This is a genomic window from Brevundimonas sp. (assembly GCF_035935935.1).
Taxonomy (GTDB): domain Bacteria; phylum Pseudomonadota; class Alphaproteobacteria; order Caulobacterales; family Caulobacteraceae; genus Brevundimonas.
In genome coordinates this window covers 72,543-97,613 of sequence record NZ_DASYWO010000011.1, presented here as the reverse complement: position 1 = coordinate 97,613, position 25,071 = coordinate 72,543, and the positions used below count along the sequence as shown (strand labels likewise).

The window sequence follows — 25,071 nt, the reverse complement described above, 5'->3', positions numbered from 1 at the left end:
CTCCCCGCGCGGTCAGGCGAAGTTAGGCCGCGACCGGCGTTCCGCAAGGGCAAGCGGAGCGGTTGGGCCCGGCGGGCGTTCACGACCGGCCATGACGATGATCCCCCTGCCCGTCCGCTCGCGTCTCGCTCGCCTCGGCGCGTGGTCGCGCCGACGCATTCCGCTTCTTTCACGCACGCCGGAACTGAAGCACTGGATCGAGTGGGCCGCGCGGGTCGGCTTCGGCGCCCGCGGGTTCGTCTATCTTTCCGTGGGAGCGCTGACGCTGCTGGGCGTTTTCGGCGTGGGAGAGGCGGTCGGAACGGGCGGGGCTCTGGCCTGGCTGGTGACGCGGCCGTTCGGCCGGGTGTGGCTGGCGCTGGTGATCCTCGGCCTGGCCGCCTTCGTCATGTGGCGGCTGATGCAGGCGCTGTTCGACGCGGACCACGAGGGCAAGGACCGCGAGGGCCTGATGGCGCGGATGGGTCAGCTTTTCAGCGCCCTCGGCTATTCGGCGATGGCCTTCGGCGCCTTGGGCCTCCTGTTCGACAAGCCCGAGAACGCGGAACGGGAGGCCGTGGTCGCCAGTCGCCAGACGGCGGAGACTGTGACTTCGCTGCCTTGGGGCGACTGGCTTCTGGCCCTCGGAGGTCTGGCCATCATCGGCATCGGCATCGCCAACGTCACACGGGCGTGGCGCGAAGATTTCACGCAGCACCTCGCATGCTCCGAACAGCTGTGCCGCAGGGTCGCGCCTCTGGCGCGCTGGGGCTACGTCGCGCGGGGACTTGCCTATCTGCCGCTGGGCGCGATCGTGGTTCTCGCCGGCCTGCACTCCCAGCCGTCGGACGTGACCAGCCTCGGGGCAGCTCTGGAAGCGGTCGAGCGCCAGCCGGCGGGTCCATGGGCGCTGATCGCCATGGCGTCGGGTCTCATCGCCTTCGGCGTCTTTTCCTTCGTCGAGGCGCGCTGGCGCCGGATCCGTCCGCCGAGGGAAGTGCTCTGACGCGTCCGGATCACGGCCTGCGACGTAGCTCGAGCCGTCCGCGACCGGAGTTGCCCATCATGCGCCTGACCGCCCTCACCCTCGCCGTAGCGCTGACGCTGGCAGGCTGCGTCTCGGCTCCCCCGCCGTCGCAATGGCGCGCGCCCGCTCCGGCGAAAGTCGTCGACGCCGAACGCCTGTGGTCCGGGCGCTGGCTGGAGATCGCGCGGACGCCGATGTCGCTGACCGACGGCTGCGTCGCGGGAGCGTCGAACTATCGCCTGACCTCGCCCACACAGGTGGAGGTCCGCGACACCTGTCAGGTCGGAACGCCCGACGGCCGTGAGAAGGCGGTGGAGGGCTCGGGCCGGATCCTCGATCCCGGCACGAATGCCAAGCTGCGGGTGAAATACTTCTGGGGCTTCGTGACGTGGGACTACTGGGTCCTGGACCGCGCCGACGACTACTCATGGTTCATCGCCGCCAGCCCCACGCTGGACAAGGCCTTCATCTACGCGCGGGAAGTTCCGTCGATCGCGGAACGCGACGCACTGGTGAGGCGACTGGGTCAGCTCGGCTACGACGTCGCGCGACTGGAGTTCCCGGCCGTCGCCGACTGAGGCGCGCGAAAAAGCCCCGGCGAGACGCCGGGGCTTTCACGATCAACCGTGTCGGGTCTTCACTGACCCGGAAAGGGCTGCACCTCGATGGCGGGGGCACGCGGCTCAGCGGTCGGCGTCGACGTGACGACCGGCGCCTGTGAAGGCGTCGTAGTCCGCGCGGCCTGGGCGCGGTTCAGTTCGGCCGTGGCGTCGTCTCCGGAATCGACGGCGATGCCCGGCTCCACAGCAGCTGCCGCGGGCGCCGCGCGACGCTGGACCGGCGCGGCGCGGCGAGCCGGCGCAGGAGCGGCCGACCGTTCGACCGCAACCGGCGCGGGGGCCGCCTCAACCGGGCGCATGGCCGTCAAGGCGGCGGCGCCGCCAGCGGCGGGCGCAGCCATCATGTCGGTCAGGGGCGCGACGGCAGGAGCAGGAGCGGCCGGCGCCGCGGTGGGCTCGGCTTCGCCGCCGTTCATCATCATGGCGGCCGCCGCGCCGCCGACGACCAGCACGCCGAGCGGCGCCAGGATCATCCACGTCTTAACGCCGCCCCTCGACCCCATGCGTCCGCGGGCCGCCCGCTTGCGGGCATAGACGGGCACGTAGGCCTCCTCGACGACGTCATCGCGATGCGTGTAATCGCGGTCGGTGTAGGTGACGCTCATGGTCTTCCTCCTTGCGTTGGTTGACTGAACCCCGATATCGCAGCGCCGTTCCGCTTCCGCCAGTCGAGCCCCCAAGATACCTTGCCCTCGCCACAGTTATGGCGACGCTGGCGACTGCTCCGTTTCTATGGCTGTTCTTTGAACTGCCGACGCGCGGCCGCGGCTGTGCTGCGAGCAGGACGGCGAAAGTACGGCGAAGTTTACCTTGCGTCGTGCCTGAGGGGTCACATCATGCCGGCGAACGCCACGCGCGTTCGCCTGACGGTTGACCGCGCGGGGCGGCGCGGCCATCACCGGAGACGGGGCAGCCTTGGCACGAAGGAATCACCGATCCATGGGCCTGATCGCCGACATCCGACGCGACGTCCGGTTCGCGAAGGGGCTCAGCCGTCTGCTGAAGCGCATCAAGCCCGTGTCGCTCGACAGCCTCGATCTGGTCTGCGACGACCTCGAAGAGGCGGTCGACAAGTTCGGCGACCACGTCGCGGTCGAGGACGAGCGGCGCAGTCTGACCTATCGCGAGTTCGATCAGCTGGCGAACCGCTTCGGCCACTGGGCGCGGGGCCGCAATCTGAAGCGCGGCGATGTGGTCGCCCTGATGATGTGCAACCGGGTGGAATACCTGGCGGCCTGGGTCGGCTTTTCCAAGGTCGGCGTCACCACGGCGCTGATCAACACCAACCTGACGGGACAGGCGCTGGCCCACTGCATCGCCATCGCCAACACCAGCCAGATCGTGGCCGACGAAGGCTGCTGGAAGCAGGTGGAGGAAGCCCGCCCCCATATCGACCGGCATCTGATGCTGTGGGTGCTGGGCCTGCAGGACGCGGACGAGACCAGCGACCGTCGAGATCTGGACAAGCCGGTGCGCGGCGCCAGCTCGGTGCGCCCGCCGCGCAACCTGCGCCAGGGCCTGACGAACCGCTCGACCGCCTTGCTGATCTACACCTCGGGCACCACCGGCCTGCCCAAGGCAGCGCGCATCACGCATGCCCGGGCCCGCACCTACATGCGCGCCTTCGCCGGGTGCACGGAGGCGACGGACAAGGACGTGATCTTCAACGTCCTGCCTCTCTACCATTCCACGGGAGGTCTGGTCGGCATCGGCCCCGCCCTCCTCAACGGCGGGCGGCTGGTGCTGCGCAAGCGGTTTTCCAGCACGGCCTTCTGGTCTGACGTCAAGGCCTCCGGGGCCACACTGTTCGTCTATATCGGCGAGCTGTGCCGCTACCTGATCAATGCGCCGGAAGGGCCGGCCGAGCGGGACCACAAGCTGCGCCTCGCCTACGGCAACGGCATGCGCCCCGACGTGTGGGAAGAGTTCCAGCCGCGCTTCAACATTCCCAAGGTCCTGGAGTTCTACGGGTCGACCGAGGGCAACGTCTCGGTCTTCAACTTCGACGGCAAGATGGGCGCGATCGGCCGGGTGCCGGGCTTCCTGAAGAAGCAGATCAACATCCGTCTGGTCGAGTTCGACGTCGACAGCGAGGCGCCGGTGCGCGGATCCGACGGTCTGTGCCGGATCGCGCGGCCTGGCGAGGTGGGCGAGGCGATCGGCCTGATCGCCGACGACAACCGCCACGACTTTTCGGGCTACGCCGACAAGGCCGCCAGTCAGAAGAAGGTGCTGACCGACGTCTTCAAGAAGGGCGACCGCTGGTTCCGCACTGGCGACCTGATGCGTCAGGACCGCGCCGGATACCTCTACTTCGTCGACCGCATCGGAGACACCTTCCGCTGGAAGGGCGAAAACGTCTCGACCGCCGAGGTCGAGCAGAGGCTCGCCGACGCGCCGGGCGTGAAGGAGGTCGTGGCCTATGGCGTCCCCGTGCCGGGTCAGGAAGGCAAGGCCGGCATGGTCGCCCTCGTCACCGACGGCAAGTTCGACGCCGCAGGCTTCGCCGAGTGGGTCGATCGCGAACTGCCGACCTATGCTCGCCCCTGTTTCGTGCGCCAGCTGAAGTCGGCCGACACCACCGGCACCTTCAAGTACCGCAAGGCCGACCTCGTCGCCGACGGGTTCGACCCGGACGCCGTGGCGGGCGGCGTGTGGGTGAAGGGGGGCAAGAGCGGCTACACCAGGCTGTCCGCCAAGGCACGAGACTCCATCCTGACCGGACAGACGCGACTGTAAGCGCTTACGGCAACTCCGGATTAAGCATTAACGGGCCAATGTCCGGCGGACGTCCCTCTCCCCGCCGAAGGCTTTTCCGCGCCCATGTTCCAGATCATCGGCATCGTCCTGCTGTTCGGCATGGTGTTCGGCAGCTACATCCTGGCCGGCGGCAAGATGGAGGTGATCCTCCATTCCCTGCCCTATGAGCTGATGGCCATCCTCGGCGCCGGGGTGTCGGCCTTCCTGATCGGCAACTCGGTCGGGACCATCAAGGCGACGCTGGGCGGCTTCGGCAAGGTCTTCGCCGGGCCCAAATGGAAGCGACAGGACTACAAGGACCTGTTGTCCCTGCTGTTCCAGCTGACCAAGACGATGAAGTCCAAGGGCGTGATCGCCCTAGAGAGCCACATCGAGAAGCCCGCGGAATCCACGATCTTCCAGAAGTATCCGAAGATCCTGAAGGACCACTTCGCCACCGATTTCATCTGCGACACCCTGCGCATGATGACCATGAACCTCGAGGATCCGCATCAGATCGAGGACGCCATGGAGAAGCAGCTGGAGAAGCATCACCACGAGGGTCTGGCCGGCGCCCACGCCCTGCAGACCATGGCCGATGGCCTGCCGGCGCTGGGCATCGTCGCGGCCGTGCTGGGCGTCATCAAGACCATGGGCTCGATCACCGAGCCGCCCGAGGTGCTGGGCGGCATGATCGGAGGCGCCCTGGTCGGCACCTTCCTCGGCGTGTTCCTCGCCTACGGGCTGGTGGGGCCGATGGCGGCGCGCCTGAAGGAGATCGTCGACGGCGACGGCGCCTTCTACAAGATCATCCAGTCGGTGCTGGTGGCGCACCTGCACGGCAATGCGGCACAGATCTCGTGCGAGATCGGCCGCGGCGACATTCCGTCCGGCGCCCAGCCCAGCTTCGCCGAGATGGAAGAGACGCTGTCGAACGCCCCCGTCGAGGCCTGACCGCTCACGCTCCGATCACGGAACGCGGCGCGGCGACCGGGGTTATCTCCGGCAAGGCTTGGCGTCGCGCCGGCCCGATTGGAGGATTTCATGACCGTACGCACCCTGATGCTCGCCGCCGCAGGCGTGGCCGCCCTGAGCCTCGCCGCCTGCAACCGTCCCGCCGAGGAGACCGCCACGACCGGTGACGCCGCGATGGACGCCGAAGCGACCACCGCCACCGGGGACGCCGCCGCGGGCGGGACCGCCGGAGGCGCCGCCGCTTCCGGCTCGACGGCCGGCGGTTCCAACTCAGGTGGAGGCCGATCGGCCTCTTCGGGCGGCTCCGGATCGACGGCTTCGTCGGGTGCGGGCTCGACGTCGTCCACGTCCGGCTCGGTCGCGGTGACGGGACAGGTCGACAGCGCGATCCCCGCGGACGCCCCGTCGCGCAACACGCGCGAAACGCAGGCGGCCGCCGGCACGAACACCGGCGAGACGGCGCCCTACGCCTATTCGCCGACCAATCCGCGCGTCGATCCTAAGCGGTAAACCCGACGGAACACGCACCGATCACGGGGATTGTCCTTCGGTCACGAGGACGTGACGCGGCGTCATTCCGGCGTCGCCTCACGTCCGGACCGGAGGAAACGATGATGAAAACCGCACTGACCCTCGCCGGCGTCGCGGCCGCCGCCCTGGCGATGGCCGCCTGCTCGCCCGCTCAGGAAGAAGACGCCAACACCCAGGAAGGCATGGCGACGAACGCAGACACCATGCCGCCTGCCGAAACGATGCCGCCCGCCAGCGACGGCACGGCCGGCGCGGGAACGACCGGGACGACCGGCACGACCGGAACCACCGGCACAACGACGGGAACGATGCCGGACGGAACCACCGGCGCCGGCACGCCCCCGACGTTGCCGCCGGAGACGCCGCCGACCCAGTGACGACTGCGCGAGCGCTCGCCGCCCTAGGCGGCGAGCGCCTCGTGAAAGTGATCACGAACCCGTGAGAATTCGCTTGCGGTGCGCCTCACGATTCCGTTATTGCGGGGGTGCGGGGATTCATGACCCCGTGATCCTCCTTAAGGAACATCAAAATGCGCATCGTTGCCCTGATCGCCGCTTCGGCCGCCGCCCTGACCCTGGCCGCCTGCCAGCCCGCCGCCGAAGACAAGGCCGCTGAAGCCGAAGCCGCCGCCGGCGAAGCCACTGAAGCCGCCGCCACGGCCGAAACCGCCGCTGCTGAAGCCGGCGCCGCCGCCGCCACCGCCGAGACCGCCGCTGCCGACGCCGCGACGACCGCTCCGGCCGCCGACGCCGCTGCCGCTCCGGCCGCGACGACGGAAGCCCCGGCTGCCGCTCACTAAGTCGAGCTGACGAGGCCCTCGGGCCTCTGACGGAAAGGGCCGCTCCTCACGGGGCGGCCCTTTTTCGTTGCGCGGCGCCCGCCGCCGATGGCACCGCGTCGGAATGACCGACGACCGCTCGCCGCGACTGGACTGGACTGAGGACGGCGCGCCCGTCTCCGGCCGCTTCGGGGACGTCTACTTTTCGCGTGAAGACGGACTGGCAGAAAGCCGCGCGGTGTTTCTGGCCGGTTGCGGCCTGCCGGACGCGTGGAAGGCGCGCAACCGCTTCACCGTCGCCGAGCTCGGCTTCGGCACCGGCCTCAACGTCGCCGCCCTGATCGCCCTCTGGCTGCGCCAGCGCCCCGTCGGCGGGCGTTTGCACGTGTTCTCCGTCGAGGCCTTTCCGCTGACGCGCAACGAGGCGGCGCGGGCCCTTTCGGCTTGGCCGGAGCTGGCCGACATCGTCGAGGGGCTGATCGCCGCGTGGCCCCCCGGCACTCCCGGCTTCCACCGGTTCGCGCTTCCGGCCGACTGGGGCGTCAGTCTCGACCTGGCCGTCGCGCCGGTCGAGGACGCCCTGACCGACTGGATGGGCGCGGCCGACGCCTGGTTCCTCGACGGCTTCGCCCCGGCCGCCAATCCGGAGATGTGGAGCGACGCGGTGCTCGACCTCGTCGCGGCCCGATCAGCCCCGGCAGCACGCTTGGCGACCTTCACCGTCGCCGGGGCCGTGCGCCGCGGTCTTCAACGTCGCGGCTTCACGGTCGACAAGCGACCCGGACACGGACGCAAGCGCGAGCGGCTGGAAGCGAGGGCCGCCGGCGAGGCCGGGCCGACCTCCCCGGCCCCGCGGGTCGCGGTCATCGGCGCCGGCATCGCGGGCATGTCGGCGGTCCGCGCCCTTCGCGCGCTGGGAGCCGACCCGGTGCTGATCGACGGCGACGGTCCGGGCGCGGGCGCCTCGGGTTTTCCCGCCGCCCTCGTCACGCCCCGACTGGACGTTGGCGACCGGGATCTGGCCGCCCTGTACGCCCAGGCGCTGGACCGTGCCGGCGCCCTGTACCGCCAGGTCGACGGGGCCGTGCTGACGCATGGCGTCGTTCAGCTGGAGCAGGCGCCCCGGGACGCCCGGCGATACGACCATATCCCGAAGCAGTCGATCTGGCCCGACGGCGCGATGGTCCGTCTGTCGGCCGAAGCCGCCGCCGAACGGCTCCACGAGCCTCAGGCGACGGGCGGCCTGCTGATGACGGAGGCCATGGTCGTTCGTCCCGCGGCGATCCTCTCGGCATGGGCCGACGGCGTGGCGACGGCGCCCATGCGGGTGGCGAAGATCGACGCGTCCGACACGGGCGTCCTGATCCTGGGCCAGGACGGCGAAAGGCTGAACGTGGACGCCGTCGTGCTGGCGGCCGGCTGGGGCGTCGACGCCCTGCGTCCCGAACTGGGGCTCCGCCCCGTTCGCGGACAAGCCGACTGGGTGGAAGGCCCGACGGGGCCCGCCGTCGCCTGGGGCGGGTACGTGGCGCCGACGACGAACGGTCTGCTGTTCGGCGCCACCCACGACCGGGATCGCACGGACGTCGAGGTGGACCCGGCGGACACCGCCCGAAACATCGACGCCCTCGCGTCCCGTCTGCCGGGCCTGGCCCGGCGACTTCCGGCGGCGGAAGCGCGCGGGGCCCGGGCGGCAGTCCGGGCCACCACGCCCGACCGGCTGCCGGCGGCGGGCGCCCTGTCCGAACGCGTTTTCCTGATCGGCGGCTTGGGATCCCGCGGCTTCTGCCTCGCCCCCCTGCTGGGCGAACACGTCGGCGCCATGGTCGTCGGTGCACTGAGCCCGTTGCCGCGTCGGCTGGCCGCGCGGCTGTCGCCTTCCCGACTTGCGGAACGCAGCGGTCCACGGGATCGTTGACCGTCCAAATCGGAGGTTTCTCATGCGCGCCGCCCTGTTCGTCGCGGCCACGTCGGCCGCCCTGGCCACGTCGGCCTGCGCGCCCACCACGGACGGAATGGCCGACGACGGGGCGGCACCCCGCGCCGAAACCCGCTGCTTCAGCAGCGATCAGGTCCGCAACTTCCGTCAGGGCCGCACCGGCCAGGTGTTCGTCCGCGCGGCCGGCGGCGACGTGTTCGAGATCGAGGCGTACGGCTGCAACGATCTGGACTTCGCGCAAAGACTGGCGTTCCTGCCCGACGTCGGCGGCGTCGGCGGCGGTCGCGTCTGCACCTCGGATTCTTTGAGGATCGCCACGCCGGGCGCCACTTCCGCGACCGACGTCTGTCGGGCGCGGGTGACGCGAGTTCTGACCGACGAAGAGGTCGCCGCCCTTCCCAGCCGCCAGCGTCCGTGACCCGATGAAGCCGATCTCGCGCGTTCTCCTGCTCTCCTTCGGTCTGGCGCTGACCGCCTGCAACGCAGGGGACGTGCCCCGCGCCACGATCGACGGACCGTCGCCGGAGCGAGCCTGCTTCATTCCCGACACCGTCCGGAACTTCCGACCCGAGGGTGACGCCCGGGTCTACGTCCGCGCCGGCCGCAATGAAGTCTATGAGCTGGGCAGCGGTTTCTGCCGGGGGCTGTCGTCCGCGCGCAGTCTGGCGCTGAGCGCCGGCGCGGGTGGTGGAAGGTCCTGCGTCGGCGACTCCGTGGAGATCGCCGTGTCCGGCCCCGGCCTGCAGGGCGAAAACGACAGCCGCTGCCGCGCCCGCGTCGTGCGCCGCCTCACCGAAGCCGAGATCGCCGCGCTGGAACCCCGCCTGCGGCCGTGAGGCCTCAGACGCCCGGCCTCGGCTGGGCGTAACCCAGACGCTGGTTCAGCTTCTCGATCAGATCCACCGCGGTGTCGGCGATGACCGAACCGGGCGGATAGACGGCGGCAACGCCCGCATCCAGCAGCGGCTGCACATCTGCCGGCGGGATCACTCCGCCGACCACCACCATGATGTCTTCGCGGCCCAGCTTCTTCAGCTCGGCGATCAGCTCCGGGGCCAGCGTCAGGTGACCGGCGGCCAGCGACGAGGCGCCGACCGCGTGAACGCCCTTCTGCACCGCCGCCTTCGCCGCCTCGGCCGGGGTCTGGAACAGGCTGCCGGCCGTCACGTCGAAGCCCAGGTCGCCATAGGCCGTGGCGACGACCTTCTGGCCCCGGTCGTGGCCGTCCTGTCCCAGCTTGGCGATCAGTATCTTCGGGGGGCCGCCGTCGTTCTCCACAAAGGCGGCGACCATGTCGCGGGCGCGGCTGAAGCGGGCGTCCTTCCTGGCCTCCGTCTCATAGACGCCGGACACGGTCTGCACCGTCGCCACGTGCCGCCCGAAGGCCGCCTCAAGCGCATCGGAAATCTCACCCACAGTCGCCTTGGCGCGCGCCGCGTCGATGGCCAGGGCCAGCAGGTTGGCGCCTCCGTTCGCTCCCTCCGTCAGGGCCGCCAGCGCCGCCTGCGTCGCCGCATCGTCGCGTTCGCCCCGCAGGCGCTTAAGCTTCTCGATCTGCGCGGCCAGCACGGCGGCGTTGTCGACCTTCAGCACGGGGATGTCGTCGATCTGGTCGGACAGGTAGCGGTTCACGCCGACGACGGTTTGCTGGCCGGTGTCGATTCGGGCCTGTGTCCGCGCAGCCGACTCCTCGATCCGAAGCTTCGGCACCCCGGCCTCGATGGCCCTCGCCATGCCGCCCAAGGCCTCGACCTCGGCCATGTGCGCCCGCGCCCGCTCCGCCAGTTCGTGCGTCAGCCGCTCGACGTAGAAGCTGCCGCCCCACGGATCGATCACCCGCGTCAGGCCGGTCTCCATCTGGAGCAACAGCTGGGTGTTGCGTGCGATGCGGGCCGAAAAGTCCGTCGGCAGAGCCAGCGCCTCGTCCAGCGAGTTGGTGTGCAGGCTTTGCGTCTGGCCGCCCGCCGCGGCCATGGCCTCGATCATGGTGCGCGACACGTTGTTGAACACGTCCTGCGCCGCCAGCGACCAGCCCGAAGTCTGGCAGTGGGCGCGCAGGGCCAGGGACTTCGGATTCTTCGCTCCGAACGCCTGAACCGCCTCGGCCCAGAGCAGGCGGCCGGCGCGCATCTTCGCCACCTCCATGAAGTAGTTCATGCCGATGGCCCAGAAGAAGCTCAGACGCGGCGCGAAGGCGTCCACGTCCATCCCCGCGCCGACGCCCGCCTTCAGATATTCGATGCCGTCCGCCAGCGTGTAGGCCAGCTCCAGGTCGGCCGACGCGCCGGCCTCCTGCATGTGATAGCCGCTGATCGAGATGGAGTTGAACTTCGGCGCGTGGGCCGCCGTCCAGGCGAAGATGTCCGCGATGATCCGCATGCTGGGCGCCGGCGGATAGATGTAGGTGTTGCGGACCATGAACTCCTTGAGGATGTCGTTCTGGATGGTCCCGGTCAGCTTGTCGGGGCCGACCCCCTGCTCCTCGGCGGCCACGACATAGAGCGCAAGGATCGGCAGGACCGCGCCGTTCATGGTCATCGACACCGACATCTGGTCCAGCGGGATGCCGTCGAACAGGGTGCGCATGTCGTAGATGCTGTCGATGGCGACGCCCGCCATGCCGACGTCGCCCTTCACTCGCGGATGGTCGCTGTCGTAGCCGCGGTGCGTGGCCAGATCGAAGGCGATCGACAACCCCTTTTGACCCGCTGCGAGGTTGCGCCGGTAAAAGGCGTTCGACTCTTCCGCCGTGGAGAAGCCCGCATACTGCCGGACCGTCCAGGGGTTCTGCGCGTACATCGTCGGATAGGGTCCGCGGTGATACGGCGCGATGCCGGGCAGGCCGTGGATGAATTCCAGACCGTCGCGATCCGGCTCCCCATAGGCCGTGGCGACCTCGATGCCTTCCGGCGTCGACCAGGCCGCGCGGGCGGGACCGGCGTCAAGGGGCGACAGGTCGAGCGTCAGAGCGGAAAAGTCGGGACGGGTCATCGGGCATCTCCCGCATCTTCCAGCGCCGAGGAAAGGCGCACCGGCGCCAACGGCGCGCAGGCGTCGCCGCCGCCTTGCGCCGCCGCCCCGGGACGCGGCGTCGCGGCCGCGGGTCTCGGTTCCGCATCGATGAATTTCGTCACGCCCACCAGATGCGCCGCGCCATCGGCCAGCGCCGCCTCCTGCGCCTGACGCGCGCGCGCCACGCGGGACTGGATCAGGCCCGCGCGCAGGCACTCCACCAGACCGCCCTCCGACTGGATCCACTGAAACTCGGCCCACCCCGTCTCGGCCAGCTCGCGCGTTCGCTGGTCGAGGTACCAGCTGCCGGCCGCCGGGTCGTCGACGCGGCCGAGGTTCGCCTCCTCCATCAGTACCAGCTGCGTGTTGCGCGCCTGGCGAAGGGCGAAATCGTCCGGAAGCCCGGCGGCGGCGGTGAAGGCGTCCAGCACCACCGCGTCCGCCCCGCCGACGGCGCCCGCGAACCCGGCCGCCGTCAGGCGCAGCAGGTTGGGCCAGGGATCGCGCGCCGACAGCATGCGCCGCGACGAGCGCGCCTCGATCGCAGCCTCCGCATCCACTCCGTAGGCGGCGCCGATGGACCGCCAGATGAGCCGCAGCGCCCGCACTTTCGCCAACCCGTCGAAGTACGCCTGATCGACCGCCACGCCGAGCACCGTGCCCTTCAGCGCCCGCTCGGCCGGCATGCCCGCCGCGACCGCGGCCTCGACAAGCAGGACCGCGTTCGCCGCCGCAAAGGCCAGCTCCTGACCGATCGATCCGCCCGCCTCATGTACGACGCGGCCCGAGGCGAGAAAGAAGCGGGCCTCCGGATAGGCCCCGGCGTGGCGGGCCGCCGTGTTCGCCGCCAGCGACAGATGCTCCTCCATCGACCGCGGGGCCGCGCCCGTCGCCGCGAAGGTCGACGCCGGGTCCATGTGGAACATCAACCGCGCGCGGGGAGCGCCCTTGGCCGCCACCGCCAGCGCGTTGGCGGCGTCCGGACCGTCCAGACCCGCATCCAGCGCCACGGACGCCAGCTCCAGGGCGACGCCGTCCAGCACCCGCGCCAAGGGCTCGCTGTCCGCCAGCACGGCGCCCGACAGGATCACCGAAGCCGCCCCGCCCTGCAGCTCGGCCAGCACCCGCCGGTTCGCCTCAGACGGGTCGTCCGCCTCAACCTGCGACCGCAGGTCCCAGGCCCGCCCGTCCGCGTCGGATGGGCGCGGCGCGAACAGCGGCGTCACGCCGGTCGCCGCGGCATAGAGCGGCCGCACCGCCAGGCCGTCGGCGTCGAGATGAACCAGACTTTCGACCGCCCGGTCCTTCAGGGCCTTCTCGGCGAGCTGACGCCAGTCGGCGGGCGTGGGGATCGGAAAGGCGACGTTCGACATGGCGGCTTAATGCGTCTCGCCGCCCACCGGGTCAAACCGCCTTGACCCGGCGCGACCCGCGCCGCACCTGACCCGCATGGCCGCCGCCTTCACGACCGACGATTTCGCCCGTCCCGTCGACGAGGTCGCACGCCTTCTGATCGGCGCGACCCTGACGGTGAACGGCGTCGGCGGCCGCATCGTCGAGACCGAGGCCTATGACGTGGGCGATCCGGCCTCGCACAGCTTCCGCGGTCCCACGCCCCGCAACGCCGCCATGTTCGGCCCGGTGGGGCGGGCCTACGTCTACCGCATCTACGGCCTGCACTGGTGCCTGAACCTCGTCTGCGGCGACCACCCGGGCGGCGCCGTCCTGATCCGCGCACTGGAGCCGACGCACGGGCTGGAGATCATGTGGGCCCGGCGCGGCGTCGATCGCGCCGGCCTGCTGTGTTCCGGCCCCGCGCGTCTGTGTCAGGCGCTGGGCGTCGACGGCGCGCTGGACGGCGCCCCCATGCTGTCGCCTCCCTTCGCCCTCACGCCCGGACCGGCCACGCCTGAGCTCCTGTGCGGGCCGCGCATCGGCATCACGAAGGCGGCCGACCTGCCCCGTCGCTGGGGCGAGTCCGGGGCCTGGCTCAGCCGCCCCTTTCCGCGCGCCTGAAATTCCGCTCGCCCCTCAGGGGAATGTGGGAACGAACGATTGACGACGGGCTTGACCGTATGCTCGTTAACCCTGTCCCGGATACCGGGGTTCGGCTGGAGGGGATGTCCATGATCGAGTTGCTTTCCACGGCGCTTACGTTTTCGCTGACCGCGGGCATGGCCATGCCGGATCCGCACGGCTGCCCCGAGCGGCCGCACACCGACCACGAATACTGCGAGTGCACCCGCGTGGTGGACTTCTATCGCCCGGTCGCGCCCGGCGGCCCGATCCGGATCACGCCTCCGGGCATCCGCGTCATCGGCCGCCCGGTCGACGTCGCCGGACCCGTGATCCACATCGCCGGCCCCCCGGTCTACGTCGACGCCCCGCCCGTGCGCGTGCGTCCGGCGCAGATCTTCATCGAGCGTCCGGAAGTCATCGTCCGTCCGTCCGAGGTCATCATCGACCCGCCGGAAGTGCGCTTCGCCGACTGCCGGGACCGCACGGACTGCGTCGCGCCGGAGTGATCCATCGCTGAACGGAAAGGGGCGTCGGGCGACCGGCGCCCTTTTTCATGCCCGCAACGTCACCGTCCGCAGAAGGCGCGGGCTTCGCGGGCGAGGTTCAGATGGCCGGCTTCCAGCGCAGCGGCCACGGCCGCGTCGCACCGCCCCTGTGCCAGCAACGACGCCACCTCGCGCCGTTTGACGTCATAGGCCGCCGCGGAGTCCCGCAAGGCGCGCGCGCGCCGACGGTCGCCGGGCAGGCACAGGGAAAGCCAGCCCGCGTCGGCGCAGCGACCGACAAGCGCGCGCTCCGCCTCGTCCAGGACGCCCTCGTCCGACGGTCCGTCCGCGACCACGGCCGCCGGTTCGACGCCGAGGCTGCGGGGCGGCTCCTCCACCACGCGGATTTCCGGCATCTGATAGCGGCAGACCCACCGCTCTCCCTCCATCGCGCATCCCTGCAGGGTGGCGACCGCCGCGTCGTCGGGCCGCGACGTCGGCGGCGGCGCTCCGGGCGGAGGATCCTGGGCGAGCGCGGCGAAGGCGCCACCCGGGGGCGGGTCCTGCGTCGGCACGGCGATCAGAAGGCTCAGCGCCAGGACGAGCATCGCGGCCGGCTCCGTTCAGGACGCCCGACCGTGCCCCTTCCCGCGCCGCGTGACAAGGCGCGCCGCCAGGCAGCGACCGAAACCTGATGGTCACCTGAAGCCCACGCCGCCGAACTGTAAGCTAATTTGAGGAGAGACGAGCAGGGTTTGGCGCCCTGCTCGTCTCCCGTCAGAACTTACGGCTCACAAGCATGCGGAACTGGCCCATCAGCTCGTCGCCGCGCGTCCGGCCCTCGGCTTCGCCACGAACAGACCAGCCGTGCTCGCCCGTCAGGCCCAGGCTAACGCCGACCATGCCTTGAGTGCGGCTCCAGCCATCTTGCACGAAGCCATAGCTGGGGCCGTCCAGCCAGTCCGCATAGCGGAGCGTCTGGGCGTCGGCGTCGGCGAACTCGTTGGACAGCTCGAACCGCAGACCAGGCGACCAGACGTTGGGCGAGCCGACACCGAAGTCGCGTTCCCACCGCACGCCCACGACGCCCTGCAGCGACTGCACCGAACGATCGTCATAGCTGAGCGCCCAGAGCGGAGAGCCCGTTTCGGTGAAGGCTTCGAGATCGGCCGTCATGCCCTCGGCGCGCCCGTAGACGCTCCAGCGGGTCGGGCCGGCCGCGTGGTCGATGCCGCCGGTGACCGCGGCGAAGACGATTTCGCCCTCACGCTGTCCAAATACCAGCGACTGATCCACCGGCGTGCGGCGTCGCGTGTCGTAGGACAAGCTGCCGTAGCCGAGGATGCCGTCCACGAACACGCGGTCGTCCGGACGCCATGTCAGGTAGCCGACGCCGACCCAGGTTTCGGCTTCCAGGCGCGTGCCCGTTGATCCGACGTCGGTGTCTTCCTGACCGAAGCCGACGCCTAGCCCGACGTCGAGCTGGTCGGACACGCTCATGTCCGCGCCGACGCTGAGCCCGCCCGTGCGGATGTCGAGCTCGGCCCGACGCGTCGTGGCGTCGCGCTCACCCAGGCTGATGGCGCCGCCCGCCCAGACGCGCACTCCGCCGGGACCGGCCTGCGCCGCCGCGGTCGGCACGGCTGACGCCGCGTCGAGGCGTTGGCGGTCCGGCGCGCCCGCGGTCAGCAGTCCGCGCAGGGCCTCGCGGTCGTCGAACCGCCCGCTCACGCCGAATCGGTCGCCGGCCGTGCGGCCTTGGCCACCCTGAGCTTGGGCCAGGGGACCGCGCACCGCCTCGTCGTCAGACAGCGACATGAAGGCCGAACCGTCCAGACTGACGTTGAAGGCGCCGCTCGCGCCGCCGCCGCGACGGATCTGCTCGAGACGACGGGTGAAGTTGCCGATCTGGCTCTGCGAGAAGCGGCGCGCCGCGTCCGCCTCGGCCGCGGTGAGGCCCTGCACGTCCGGGTCTGCGGCCGGATCCGGGCGCGCGGTGACCGTGAGGGTCAGGGCCGCCCCGCCCGTGTTGCCGAAGCTGTCCGTCGCCGTGATCGTGAAGGCGAACGTCCCCCCGCTGGACGGGCGACCGCTGAGCAGGCCGCCGGTCGTCAGCGTCAGGCCGGACGGCAGCGCGCCGCCGGTGACGGCATAGCTGTAGGTCCCGCGCCCGCCTGTCGCCGACATCTGCTGGCTGAAGGCGGTGCCGGCCAGAACTGGCGGCAGGGCCGTCGGCGTGACCGTCAGGGTCAGGGCCGAGATCGTGACCGTGTAGGTGGCCGATCCCGTGTAGGGGCCCGCGCCCCCGGCGCTGTCGCGTGCCGTCACCGTGAAGGTGAACGAGCCGACCGCCGTCGGCGTGCCCGACAGGACGCCCGCGGTCGACAGCGTCAGCCCCGTCGGCGGAGCGCCGGCGCTGACGGCGTAGGCATACGGCGCCACGCCGCCGGTCGCGCCGACGCCGGCCGAATAGGGCGTGCCGCGCGTGCCGGCCGGCAGGCTGGCGGGCGAGACGACGATGGTCGAGGCCGCAACGGTCAGGGCGTAGCTCTGCGACACCGTGAACGGCCCGGTCCCCGTGGAGGAGTCCGTCGCCGTGACGGTGAAGTTGAACGTGCCGCCCGCCGTCGGCGCGCCCGACAGTTGGCCCGCGCCGGACAGGGTCAGACCCGCGGGAAGCGCCCCGCCGGTCACCGCATAGGTATAGGGCGCGGTGCCGCCGGAGGCCGAGACCGTCTGGCTGTAGGCCACCGCCACGCGGCCCGCCGGCAGCGTGGACGGCGAGAGGACCAGCGTCGGCGCAGCCAGAGTCACCGTCACGGTCGCCGGAGCCGACGCGACGCCCGCCTGACCGCCGTCGGCATAACCGACGGAGCGATAGGTGAAGGTCACCGTTCCATAGAAGCCCGGCTGAGGCGTGTAGCGGATGCTCATGCCGTCGACCGTGGCGCTGCCATGGGCGGGCGGCGTCACGATCTCGATGCGGGCGGCGTTGGCGGTCTGCGCAGACAGATCGATGGTGGTCGGTCCCGTCGTGGAGGTGGCGGGAACCGTGACGACCGTCGGCCGGGCGTCCGGAACGACCGGGGCTTCGACGACCAGCGTCTGGGCCCCGTCGGCCGACACGCCGCCCGCGTCCATGACCCTGACGGTGAAGCCGAACGTTCCGCTGGCGGTTGGCGTGCCCGACAGGGCGCCGCTCGTGGACAGAACGACGCCATTGGGCAAGGCGCCGCCGACCACGCTGAACGCATAGGGCGCGGTCCCGCCCGTGGCGGTCACCGACGTCGCATAGGCGACGCCGACGCGCGCGTTGGGCAGGGCCGCGGTATTCACGCTGATCGGGTTGTAGGTGAAGCGTACGGTCGACGAGGCGGCCGAGACGTTGCCCGCCGCGTCCGTGGCGGTGGCGACGACGACGTGCGGGCCGATCGCCAGGCCGGTCGAGGGCGTGAAGGACCACGCGCCGCCGGTCGCCGTCACGGTTCCCAGGCCCGTACCGTCCACGGCGATCGAGACTCGGGCGTCCGCTTCGGCCGTGCCGCTGAAGGTCGGCGTGGCGATCAGGACGCGCGCGCCGTCGACCGGAGCCGTGACCACGGGCGCCGCCGGAGCGACGGTGTCGATGGTCCAGGCGTGGCTGACCTCGCCGCTGACGCCGCCGGCGTTGGCCGACCGGAACCGCACGACGTGCGGGCCGTCGGTCAGGCCGGTGAAGATGACCGGCTGGGCCGCGATGGGGGTGAAGGCCGCGCCGTCCAGCGACGCCTCGATCGACACGCCCGAGAGCGTGAACTGCGCGGTCGAGCTGGCGCTGAGGCTGGGCGGGGCCTGGACGATCTGCGGCGTGTTCGGCGCGGACAGATAGCTGAAGCTCTGGGCCGGAACGGCCCCGTAGGTCCAGGTCAGGACAATCGGCTGGACGCCCGTTCCCGCCGGCGTGTCGAAGGCGACGCTGGTGGCGCCGGCCACGACGTTGGTCGCCGCGACGCCGCCCACGGTGACGCCCGTGACCGTTCCCAGCCGCTGGCCGGTGACCGTGACCCGCGTTCCGCCGGCCACGGGGCCTTCGGTGACGTCGAGCATGGCGGCCGAGGGCTGACCCACGAAGGTGTAGTCGTCCTGCGGGCCGGCCTGCGGATTGTCCTCGCCCGAGGGATTGGCGACGACGATTTCGGCGACGCCGCCGTTGGGCGCGATCCCCGCCACGTTCGGCGTGACGACCGTCAGGGTCGCGTCGTCCACGACCACGAAGCTGCTGGCCGAGACCACGTTCGACGCGCCTCCGGCCGCCGGGACGCTGAAGACCACCGAGGTCGCGCCGGTGAAGTTCTGGCCCGACACCGTCAGCGACGCGCCACCCGGCGTGCCGCCGGTCGACGGCGAAACCGACGTCACCAGCGGTCGGCCGATGAAGCGGAAGTCGTCGGTCGCGCCGGCGTCCGCGCTCGTGCCGCCCGGCGTGGCAACGCTGACGTTCACGACGCCTGCGGGGACGAAGACGGGCACGACCGCGTCGATGCGCGTGTCGGAGACGACGGTGAACGACGCGGCGGGCGCTGTTCCGAACAGGACCGACGTGGCGCCGGTGAACTCGGAGCCGGTTATGGTCACCGGCGTGGTCTGGAACTGGTGGCTGGCTGCGACCGAGAGGCCGGTGATCACCGGCGCGCCCTGGCCCACGTTCAGGCTGTAGGCGCGCGATCCGGAGTACGGGCCGGAGCCCGTGGACTGGTCCGTCGCCGCGATGGTGAAGTTGTAGACCCCCGTCGTCGAAGGAATGCCGGACAGAACGCCCGACGGCGACAGCGTCAGTCCGCCCGGCAGGGCGCCTGCGGTGACGGCGAAGCCAAGGGGGCCCACGCCACCCGAGGCGGCGATCGGTTGCGAATAGGCCACGCCGCGCGTCGCGCCAGGCAGCGTGTTCGGCGACACGACGATGGTGGGCGCCTGGACCGTGAGGCTGTAGACGCGCGTCGCGGTGAACGGCGCGGCGCCGCCCGTGCTCGAGTCCGTGGCCGTGACGCTGAAGGTGAAGGCGCCGCCTGCGGTCGGCGTGCCGGACAGGACGCCGCCCGTCGACAGGCTGAGGCCCGCGGGCAAGGCCCCGGCCGTGACGGCGTAGGCATAGGGCGCCGCGCCGCCGCTGGCGGTCAGGGTCTGGGAATAGGCGATCCCCGCGGTCGCGTCCGGCACGGTCGTCGGCGTCAGGGTGATCGTCGGCGCGCCGACGTTCAGCGTGACGGTCGCCGGCGACGACGTGGCGCCGCCGTTGCTGGCGACGAAAGTGAAGGAGTCCGCGCCGCTGCGCCCGGCCAGGGGGGTGTAGGTGTAGTTGGGCCCGGCGCCGCTCAGCACGCCGTTCGAGGGCGGATTTGCGATGCTGTAGGTCAGCGGCTGAGGCGGCGTGTTGGGATCAGAGCCCGTCACGGTGATGCCGGTCGCCGTGCCGTAGGGGACCGCGACCGTCTGCGCGTTGGCCGTCGGACGATTGACGTAGGTCAGTTGCGCGGTGGCGGAGCCGCCGCCCGTCGTGACGATGACGTTCACCGTGCCGGCGGCGTGGGCCGGCGCCGTGAACGAGCGCAGGCTGCCCGTGTTCTGGACTGTGCCCACCGGCGCGCCGTCGACGGTGACCGTCGAGCTGCCCAGGCCGGAGCCGTTCAGCGTGATCGTCCCGCCTCCGGCCGTGGAGGTCACCGCGGGCGAGATCGTCGTGATCACTGGCGGCGCGATGTAGGCGAAGGCGCTGGTGAGGGTGCCCGTGCCGACGCTGTTGGTGGCCGAGATGGAGGCGGCGCCTGCCGTGGGTGCGGCGGCCGTCGTGAAGGTGACCTGGGTGTCGCTGACGACGGTGACGTTGGTCGCTGCCACGCCGCCGACCGTGACCGCGGTCGTGCCGGTCAGGTTCGAGCCGGTCAGCGTGACGTTCGTGCCGCCGGACTGCGGTCCGGTGGCCGGCGACACGCCGGTGATCGACGGCCTCGCGCGCTGGACCGTGAGGGTGTTCGACGTCGCCGCCGCCCCGGTCAAGGTGAAGGTCGTGGTCGCCGTGCCCGTGGCCGTCGGCGGGGCGGTGACGAATTGGAAGCTTCCGCTGGCCGTCGGTTGCTGGGTCGACGTGGCCGTGCAGGATCCGTTGGCGGCCAGATCCACGCCGCTGAGGACGAAGGCCGAGCTGGCGTTGTAATTGCCTGAACCGCCACAGAACGTCCCGAATGCGGTCAGGAAGAATGGCGTGTTGGCCCCGTTCGAGGCCACGCGCGCCCCCCGGATGGCGACGGGGTTGGGATTGGTCAGGGTGACCGAGAAGCCGGTCGTCCCCGAAGTGCCCACGATCGACGACGTGCCGAAGCTGACGGTCACGACCGGCGGCAGGACGTAGCGATAGGCATCGACGGCGGTGCCGGACCTGTAGCTGGCGTCGAACACGGTGACGTTCACGAGCCCGCCGGTCCCATTGGCGGGGGGCGTCACGACGATGCTGGACGCGCTTTCGCTGACGATCGTGCCGGGCGTGCCGCCGAACTGCACCATGTTGCCGCTGGCCGAGAAGTTGGAGCCGGTGATGGTGACGTCGGCGGGACGGGTCGTCGCGCTGGCGGGGCCCTCCGCCGGGCTCACCGCGCTGATCGTCGGCGCCAGCACGTAGGTGTAGGTCGCGCCCGAAGAGGTGCCGCCGGGCGTCGTCACCGTCACGTTCACCGGGCCCACGGCGCCGGCAGGGCTGGTCGCGATGATCTGCGTGGCGCCCTGGACCGCGAAATTCGTGGCCGGCGTTCCGCCGAAGCTGACGCCCGTGGCCCCCGTGAAGTTGGTGCCGAAGATCGTGACCGGCGTCCCGCCGGCAAAGCTGCCGGAGTTCGGCCCCAGGAAGCTGATGGTCGGCGCAGGCGGCGCCGACACCGCGATGGTGACGCCAGCCGGGGCCGCATAGGCGAGCGCATCCGTGCCCGAACGGACGAAGTTGAGCGTCACGTTGCCGGCAGGGGCCGTCGCGGTGAAGGTGAACGTCTGCGGAGCCGCGCTGGTGAAGGTCAGGGACGAGGTGCTCAACGTCCCCGACAGACCGGACTTGGACAGGGTCACGACCAGGTTGCCGTTCGGCGGCGCCATGGAAGGCGTGACCGTGATGGTCGCCACGTCCCCCGCCGCCATGCTGGCCGGAACGCCGGTGACGCTGATCGTCCCGCTGGTGACGGTGAAGCCGGTGGAAGCTGGCGCAGCATAGGCGGCGCCGCTGGCCCCGCTCAGCGAGTACGAGATCGTCTTAAGACCCGACGGCGCGCCCGCCGTGAAGGTGAACGTCTGGGGGTTGGCGTTGGTGAAGGTGAGCGTGCTGGTGCTCAACGTCCCGCCGGCGGAACCCGACGCGTTCAGGGTAACCACCAACGAGCCGCTGGGCGGCGCGAACGACGGCGTGACCGTGACCGTGGCGCTGTTGCCGGACGCCAGGTTGGTCGCCGTCGGCACGACCGATATCGTGCCCGTCTGATAGGTGAATTGATCAGCCGCGCTGGTCGCGCTGGTGCCGCCGGCGGTGGTCACGCGCACATCGACGGTTCCGGAGCCGGCGGGCGCCGTCGCCACGATCTGGGTGTTGCTGTTCACAGTGAATGCGGTGGCGGCCGTCGCGCCGAAGCTGACGGCGGTCGTGCCGGCGAAGTTGGTGCCGCTGATGGTCACCGAGGTGCCGCCGACGGTCGGCCCCGACGTCGGCGCCAGCGCCGTCACTGTCGGAGCGGCCCGGTAAGTGAACTCATTCGCCGCGCCGGTCGCGCTGGTGCCGCTCGCCGTGGTCACCGTGACGTTGACCGTGCCTGTGCCCGCCGGCGCCGTGGCGGTGATCTGGGTCGCGCTGTTGACGGTGAACCCGGTGGCGGGGTTTGCGCCGAAGGCCACCGCGGTGGCGCCCGAGAGGTTCGTTCCGGTGATGGTGACGATCGTGCCGCCCACGGTCGGGCCCGCGGTCGGGGCTATGGAGGTGACGACCGGCGCCGCCACGTCGTCGTTGACGATTGTGCCGACGCCTTGCCCATCGACCACGATCGCGTTCACGACGTTGGTCACGTTGACGAAGAAGGTTTCGCTCGGCTCAAGCGTCGTATTGCCATAGACCGAGACCGTGAAGGTGTACGTCGACGATCCCGCCGGGATGGTTTGGCCGGTCAGATTGCTGCCGACATAGTCGGCTCCCACAGTCGCGGTGCCGTCGGCCGTGCCGATGTCGAAGGTCACGCCGCCGGGGCCCGCGGGCGCGCTCAGCGAGACGGTGAACGTGAAGTTGGTGGTCCCCGCACTGCCCTCGTTCGCCGTGACGTCGTTGATCGTCAGATTGGGCAGATCGTCGTTCAGGATCGTGCCGGTGGCGGCATTGGGGACGCCCACCGTGTAGCCCGCGCCCGCGCCCAGCGTCAGGGTGACGGTCTCGTTGGCCTCGATGGTGGCGTCGGCGGTCGGATTGACCGTGATCGTGCCGGTCAGATTCCCCGCCGGGATGACCAGCGGGCTGGCGATCGTGGCGTAGTCCGTGCCGTTCGTCGCCGTGCCGGTAATGGTGTAGCCGACGCTGGTCGAACTGAGCGCCGCCTGGTTCAGGGTGATCGTGTAGACCAGGTTCGGCGCCCCGTCCTCGGCCACCGAGGCCGGGCTGACGGCGATGGTCGCCGACGGCACGTCGTCGTTCAGGATGGTCCCGGTGGCGGACGCGGGCGAGCCGACCGTGTATCCGGCGCCCGACGCGACCGTCAGCGTGACCGTCTCGTTCGCTTCGACCGCGCCATCGACTGTGGGGTCGATCGTGACCGTGGCGGTCGTCGCGTTGGCGGGTATCGTCACGCTCGCGACGCCGCCGGTGTAGTCGGTGCCGGAAGTGGCCGTTCCGGTCGTCGTCAGGTTGACGGTCAGGGCGGACGTCGACGTCACGCTGCGGGTGACGGTGTAGGTCAGGTTGGTCGCACCGTCTTCCGACACGCTGGCCGGGCCGACCGTGATCGACACCGAGGGCGTCGCCTGGGTGCAGCTGGCCGTGAACGAGATGTCGGCCGAGGCGAGGCCGCCCTCGCGCCAGGTGCGGATGCCGAAATAGGTCTCGCTGCCCGTGGCCGTGTAGGTCGAGGACGAGGAGCCGTTGCCATTGATCGAGAAGGCGTTCGACGTGCCCCGCAGGGTCACGCCGACGATGTCGCCGGGGCTGGCGAAGTTGGTCGTGGTCGCGGTGACGACGATCTGCTCGCCCGCAGACAGGGGGGTCGCCGAGTAACCGCTGCCGAAGGGCGTGGTCCCGTACGTGGGGTCGGTCCCGCCGGATTGGGTCTGAATGTTGTGAACCGACTCCTGGCCCGCGAAGTAGTTGGCCGTGGTGCCGCTGGCCGACACGTTGGCGCTGACGCGCCGCACGGTGTGGTTCAGAGCGCCGTTGTTGATGGCGGTGCATCCAGCGGACTGCGCCAGCGCAGGTCCGCCCCACGCGGTCAGCAGGATCGTCATAGTCGCCAGCGCGGCGCCCAGGCCGCGGCGGGTCGGTCGTTCACGGCGCGCGCCCACACGAACGCGCGCGCTCAGGCCGCACGCGGCCAGGATCGATCCAAACATCAAAAAAGCCCCCCGACGGCACACGGCCGACGCTCACCGACACCCGCCCCACGCGTCCGGTTAACGGATCATTAGTGATGCGGACGAGCGCGATAACACGGGTTCACGCGGATCGACTTGAACGTCGGTCGCCGAAAAATTGAATGTCGTCCGGGGGTAATGGTTAAGCTGTTCCGTCGTCCCCCCGCCCCGCCGCGGCGCGGCGGTCGCTGCGGTAGTCCCTCGGGGAGACGCCGAAGCGTTTGCGGAATGCACGGCTGAGGTGTGCCGCGTCACTGAACCCCAGGCGGTGGGCGATGTCGCCGATCGGCTCCTGTCGGCCGCGATCGGCCAAGGCCGACCGCGCCTCCTCCAGCCGCCGGGACAACAGGTAGGCCGCCAGGCCGCCGTCGCCGCGAAACGCGGACACGATCTGCTCGACCGGCACGGCCAGGATCCGGGCCAGTTTCGCGACGGTCGTCGCGCTCAGACCCAGACTGTGGTCGATCTCGGCGATCGCCGCGTCGCGAAGCGCGTCGCGTCTTGCCCGCGCGGGCGCGCCGGGGAGGGCTTGGTGAATGCCGGCGACGAGAAGCTCCAGCATGGCCGCCTCCGCCCGCGCGGCGCCGTCGGTCGTCATGTCCGGAAGCCAGCTCCAGACCGTCCCGGCAAGGTTCAGGAGCGCGCCTGCCGCGGGACCGTCGACGACCAGACCGTGCAGATCGTCGATCGGCACGCCCATGCCCTCGACGACGTCGCGCGGCAGCATCAGGCCGTACGTCAGACTGGCCGTCGAGGTGTGAAGCGAGGGGCGGCTCAGATCGTGGAAGTGATAGGTTCCGGCAGGTTCCAGAAACGGCCTGCCGTCCAGATCGCCGTGCGCCCGTCCGCGGACCATCATGCTGACGATGATGGCGTTCATGTCGGAGGCCCGGATGTCGTCCGGATGCCGCTCCCAGATCATCGCCGAGATTTCGGTTCGAACCAGCACGGTCCGGGCGAGGGCCGCGTGCTCCATGACCACGTCGAACGGCTCCAGCGGCACGGTTCGGTAGACCCGGTCGACCCTCGGCCAATCCCGCTCCAGCCACGCCTGAAGCCGGGCCTCTTCTGGAAGATGGGTCGTCGAGAAACGCTTCAGGGGAATCACAGAACGACCGAACGCTGAGGAACGAAGTCAGATCGCGCCCGCGAACAGTGTTGTCAACGACAACCAGTGGTGGCCAGACCAAAAGCCCACGTCACTGTCGTCCGCTGCGGAAGCCACGCAGGGGGCCGGCCATCGACGGGAAGCCGCACTGACGCCCGCACCGACGTGGAATGCAAAGCCGAACTGATTTCTTGGGGGTTTTTGGGCGGCGGCGGAGGTGGCCAGCCCCCAGGTCATTCAAAGA

The 25,071-nt window shown here is 70.7% G+C and carries 18 protein-coding genes; 12 read left to right on the top strand and 6 right to left on the bottom strand.

Going from position 1 to position 25,071, the window contains the following annotated elements:
• The first annotated feature begins 91 nt into the window (after positions 1-91).
• Positions 92-985 carry a DUF1206 domain-containing protein gene (locus VGR32_RS11750; protein WP_327450859.1) on the top strand — a complete coding sequence of 298 codons (894 nt, stop codon included), beginning with the start codon at positions 92-94 and terminating at the stop codon, positions 983-985.
• Between the two features lie 59 nt (positions 986-1,044).
• On the top strand, positions 1,045-1,584 hold the full coding sequence (locus VGR32_RS11745; protein ID WP_327450857.1) for a lipocalin family protein: 540 nt from the start codon (positions 1,045-1,047) through the stop codon (positions 1,582-1,584).
• A gap of 59 nt (positions 1,585-1,643) precedes the next feature.
• On the opposite strand, the gene VGR32_RS11740 is transcribed toward VGR32_RS11745, so the two are convergent.
• Positions 1,644-2,231 carry a hypothetical protein gene (locus tag VGR32_RS11740; RefSeq protein ID WP_327450855.1) on the bottom strand — a complete coding sequence of 196 codons (588 nt, stop codon included), beginning with the start codon at positions 2,229-2,231 and terminating at the stop codon, positions 1,644-1,646.
• 334 nt (positions 2,232-2,565) lie between these two features.
• On the opposite strand from VGR32_RS11740, the gene VGR32_RS11735 reads away from it, so the two are divergent.
• The 8 genes from VGR32_RS11735 to VGR32_RS11700 all read left to right on the top strand — a co-directional run bounded on the left by VGR32_RS11735 (position 2,566) and on the right by VGR32_RS11700 (position 9,424).
• The gene (locus VGR32_RS11735) at positions 2,566-4,365 is read left to right on the top strand and encodes a long-chain-acyl-CoA synthetase (RefSeq protein WP_327450853.1); all 1,800 of its coding nucleotides are present in this window, start codon (positions 2,566-2,568) and stop codon (positions 4,363-4,365) included.
• Positions 4,366-4,449: 84 nt separating this feature from the next.
• Complete coding sequence (motA, locus tag VGR32_RS11730) at positions 4,450-5,319, top strand: flagellar motor stator protein MotA (RefSeq protein WP_327450852.1); 870 nt, start codon at positions 4,450-4,452, stop codon at positions 5,317-5,319.
• A gap of 90 nt (positions 5,320-5,409) precedes the next feature.
• Positions 5,410-5,850, top strand: coding sequence for a hypothetical protein (locus VGR32_RS11725; RefSeq protein WP_327450851.1), 441 nt, complete (start codon positions 5,410-5,412; stop codon positions 5,848-5,850).
• Between the two features lie 101 nt (positions 5,851-5,951).
• Positions 5,952-6,248 carry a hypothetical protein gene (locus VGR32_RS11720; RefSeq protein WP_327450850.1) on the top strand — a complete coding sequence of 99 codons (297 nt, stop codon included), beginning with the start codon at positions 5,952-5,954 and terminating at the stop codon, positions 6,246-6,248.
• 152 nt (positions 6,249-6,400) lie between these two features.
• Positions 6,401-6,670, top strand: a complete 270-nt coding sequence (locus tag VGR32_RS11715) for a hypothetical protein (RefSeq protein ID WP_327450849.1) — start codon at positions 6,401-6,403, stop codon at positions 6,668-6,670.
• Between the two features lie 103 nt (positions 6,671-6,773).
• The gene (gene mnmD, locus VGR32_RS11710) at positions 6,774-8,567 is read left to right on the top strand and encodes a tRNA (5-methylaminomethyl-2-thiouridine)(34)-methyltransferase MnmD (RefSeq protein ID WP_327450848.1); all 1,794 of its coding nucleotides are present in this window, start codon (positions 6,774-6,776) and stop codon (positions 8,565-8,567) included.
• Between the two features lie 22 nt (positions 8,568-8,589).
• Positions 8,590-9,006: a hypothetical protein gene (locus VGR32_RS11705; RefSeq protein WP_327450846.1), complete on the top strand. Its 417-nt coding sequence runs from the start codon at positions 8,590-8,592 to the stop codon at positions 9,004-9,006.
• 4 nt (positions 9,007-9,010) lie between these two features.
• Positions 9,011-9,424 (top strand): DUF6491 family protein, encoded by a 414-nt coding sequence (locus tag VGR32_RS11700; RefSeq protein WP_327450844.1) that lies wholly within the window; start codon positions 9,011-9,013, stop codon positions 9,422-9,424.
• 4 nt (positions 9,425-9,428) lie between these two features.
• On the opposite strand, the gene scpA is transcribed toward VGR32_RS11700, so the two are convergent.
• A complete protein-coding gene (scpA, locus tag VGR32_RS11695; protein WP_327450842.1) occupies positions 9,429-11,579 on the bottom strand; it encodes a methylmalonyl-CoA mutase in 2,151 nt (716 codons plus the stop codon).
• Positions 11,576-12,973, bottom strand: a complete 1,398-nt coding sequence (locus VGR32_RS11690) for a methylmalonyl-CoA mutase family protein (protein ID WP_327450840.1) — start codon at positions 12,971-12,973, stop codon at positions 11,576-11,578. The genes scpA and VGR32_RS11690 overlap by 4 nt, the downstream gene beginning before the upstream one ends.
• 76 nt (positions 12,974-13,049) lie before the next feature.
• Between VGR32_RS11690 and VGR32_RS11685 the strand changes: the two genes are divergently transcribed.
• Positions 13,050-13,616, top strand: coding sequence for a DNA-3-methyladenine glycosylase (locus VGR32_RS11685; protein ID WP_327450838.1), 567 nt, complete (start codon positions 13,050-13,052; stop codon positions 13,614-13,616).
• Between the two features lie 110 nt (positions 13,617-13,726).
• Positions 13,727-14,125 carry a hypothetical protein gene (locus VGR32_RS11680; protein ID WP_327450836.1) on the top strand — a complete coding sequence of 133 codons (399 nt, stop codon included), beginning with the start codon at positions 13,727-13,729 and terminating at the stop codon, positions 14,123-14,125.
• 59 nt (positions 14,126-14,184) lie between these two features.
• Here the strand turns inward: VGR32_RS11680 and VGR32_RS11675 are convergent, their stop codons facing one another.
• From VGR32_RS11675 to VGR32_RS11665, 3 genes are all read right to left on the bottom strand, one after another.
• Entirely contained in the window at positions 14,185-14,712 is a 528-nt protein-coding gene (locus VGR32_RS11675; protein ID WP_327450834.1) for a hypothetical protein, read from the bottom strand.
• A gap of 169 nt (positions 14,713-14,881) precedes the next feature.
• Entirely contained in the window at positions 14,882-23,698 is an 8,817-nt protein-coding gene (locus tag VGR32_RS11670) for an IPT/TIG domain-containing protein (protein WP_327450832.1), read from the bottom strand.
• Between the two features lie 163 nt (positions 23,699-23,861).
• Positions 23,862-24,827 (bottom strand): helix-turn-helix transcriptional regulator, encoded by a 966-nt coding sequence (locus tag VGR32_RS11665; protein WP_327450830.1) that lies wholly within the window; start codon positions 24,825-24,827, stop codon positions 23,862-23,864.
• Positions 24,828-25,071: the final 244 nt, after the last annotated feature.

Excerpts from the sequence above, each read along its gene's own strand:
- VGR32_RS11720 (WP_327450850.1), top strand. The coding sequence starts at position 5,952 with ATGATGAAAACCGCACTGACCCTCGCCGGCGTCGCGGCCGCCGCCCTG.
- motA (WP_327450852.1), top strand. The coding sequence starts at position 4,450 with ATGTTCCAGATCATCGGCATCGTCCTGCTGTTCGGCATGGTGTTCGGC.
- VGR32_RS11690 (WP_327450840.1), bottom strand. The coding sequence starts at position 12,973 with ATGTCGAACGTCGCCTTTCCGATCCCCACGCCCGCCGACTGGCGTCAG.
- VGR32_RS11715 (WP_327450849.1), top strand. The coding sequence starts at position 6,401 with ATGCGCATCGTTGCCCTGATCGCCGCTTCGGCCGCCGCCCTGACCCTG.
- scpA (WP_327450842.1), bottom strand. The coding sequence starts at position 11,579 with ATGACCCGTCCCGACTTTTCCGCTCTGACGCTCGACCTGTCGCCCCTT.
- VGR32_RS11670 (WP_327450832.1), bottom strand. The coding sequence starts at position 23,698 with ATGTTTGGATCGATCCTGGCCGCGTGCGGCCTGAGCGCGCGCGTTCGT.
- VGR32_RS11700 (WP_327450844.1), top strand. The coding sequence starts at position 9,011 with ATGAAGCCGATCTCGCGCGTTCTCCTGCTCTCCTTCGGTCTGGCGCTG.
- VGR32_RS11740 (WP_327450855.1), bottom strand. The coding sequence starts at position 2,231 with ATGAGCGTCACCTACACCGACCGCGATTACACGCATCGCGATGACGTC.
- VGR32_RS11705 (WP_327450846.1), top strand. The coding sequence starts at position 8,590 with ATGCGCGCCGCCCTGTTCGTCGCGGCCACGTCGGCCGCCCTGGCCACG.
- VGR32_RS11750 (WP_327450859.1), top strand. The coding sequence starts at position 92 with ATGACGATGATCCCCCTGCCCGTCCGCTCGCGTCTCGCTCGCCTCGGC.
- VGR32_RS11745 (WP_327450857.1), top strand. The coding sequence starts at position 1,045 with ATGCGCCTGACCGCCCTCACCCTCGCCGTAGCGCTGACGCTGGCAGGC.
- VGR32_RS11685 (WP_327450838.1), top strand. The coding sequence starts at position 13,050 with ATGGCCGCCGCCTTCACGACCGACGATTTCGCCCGTCCCGTCGACGAG.
- VGR32_RS11735 (WP_327450853.1), top strand. The coding sequence starts at position 2,566 with ATGGGCCTGATCGCCGACATCCGACGCGACGTCCGGTTCGCGAAGGGG.
- VGR32_RS11675 (WP_327450834.1), bottom strand. The coding sequence starts at position 14,712 with ATGCTCGTCCTGGCGCTGAGCCTTCTGATCGCCGTGCCGACGCAGGAC.
- mnmD (WP_327450848.1), top strand. The coding sequence starts at position 6,774 with ATGACCGACGACCGCTCGCCGCGACTGGACTGGACTGAGGACGGCGCG.
- VGR32_RS11680 (WP_327450836.1), top strand. The coding sequence starts at position 13,727 with ATGATCGAGTTGCTTTCCACGGCGCTTACGTTTTCGCTGACCGCGGGC.
- VGR32_RS11725 (WP_327450851.1), top strand. The coding sequence starts at position 5,410 with ATGACCGTACGCACCCTGATGCTCGCCGCCGCAGGCGTGGCCGCCCTG.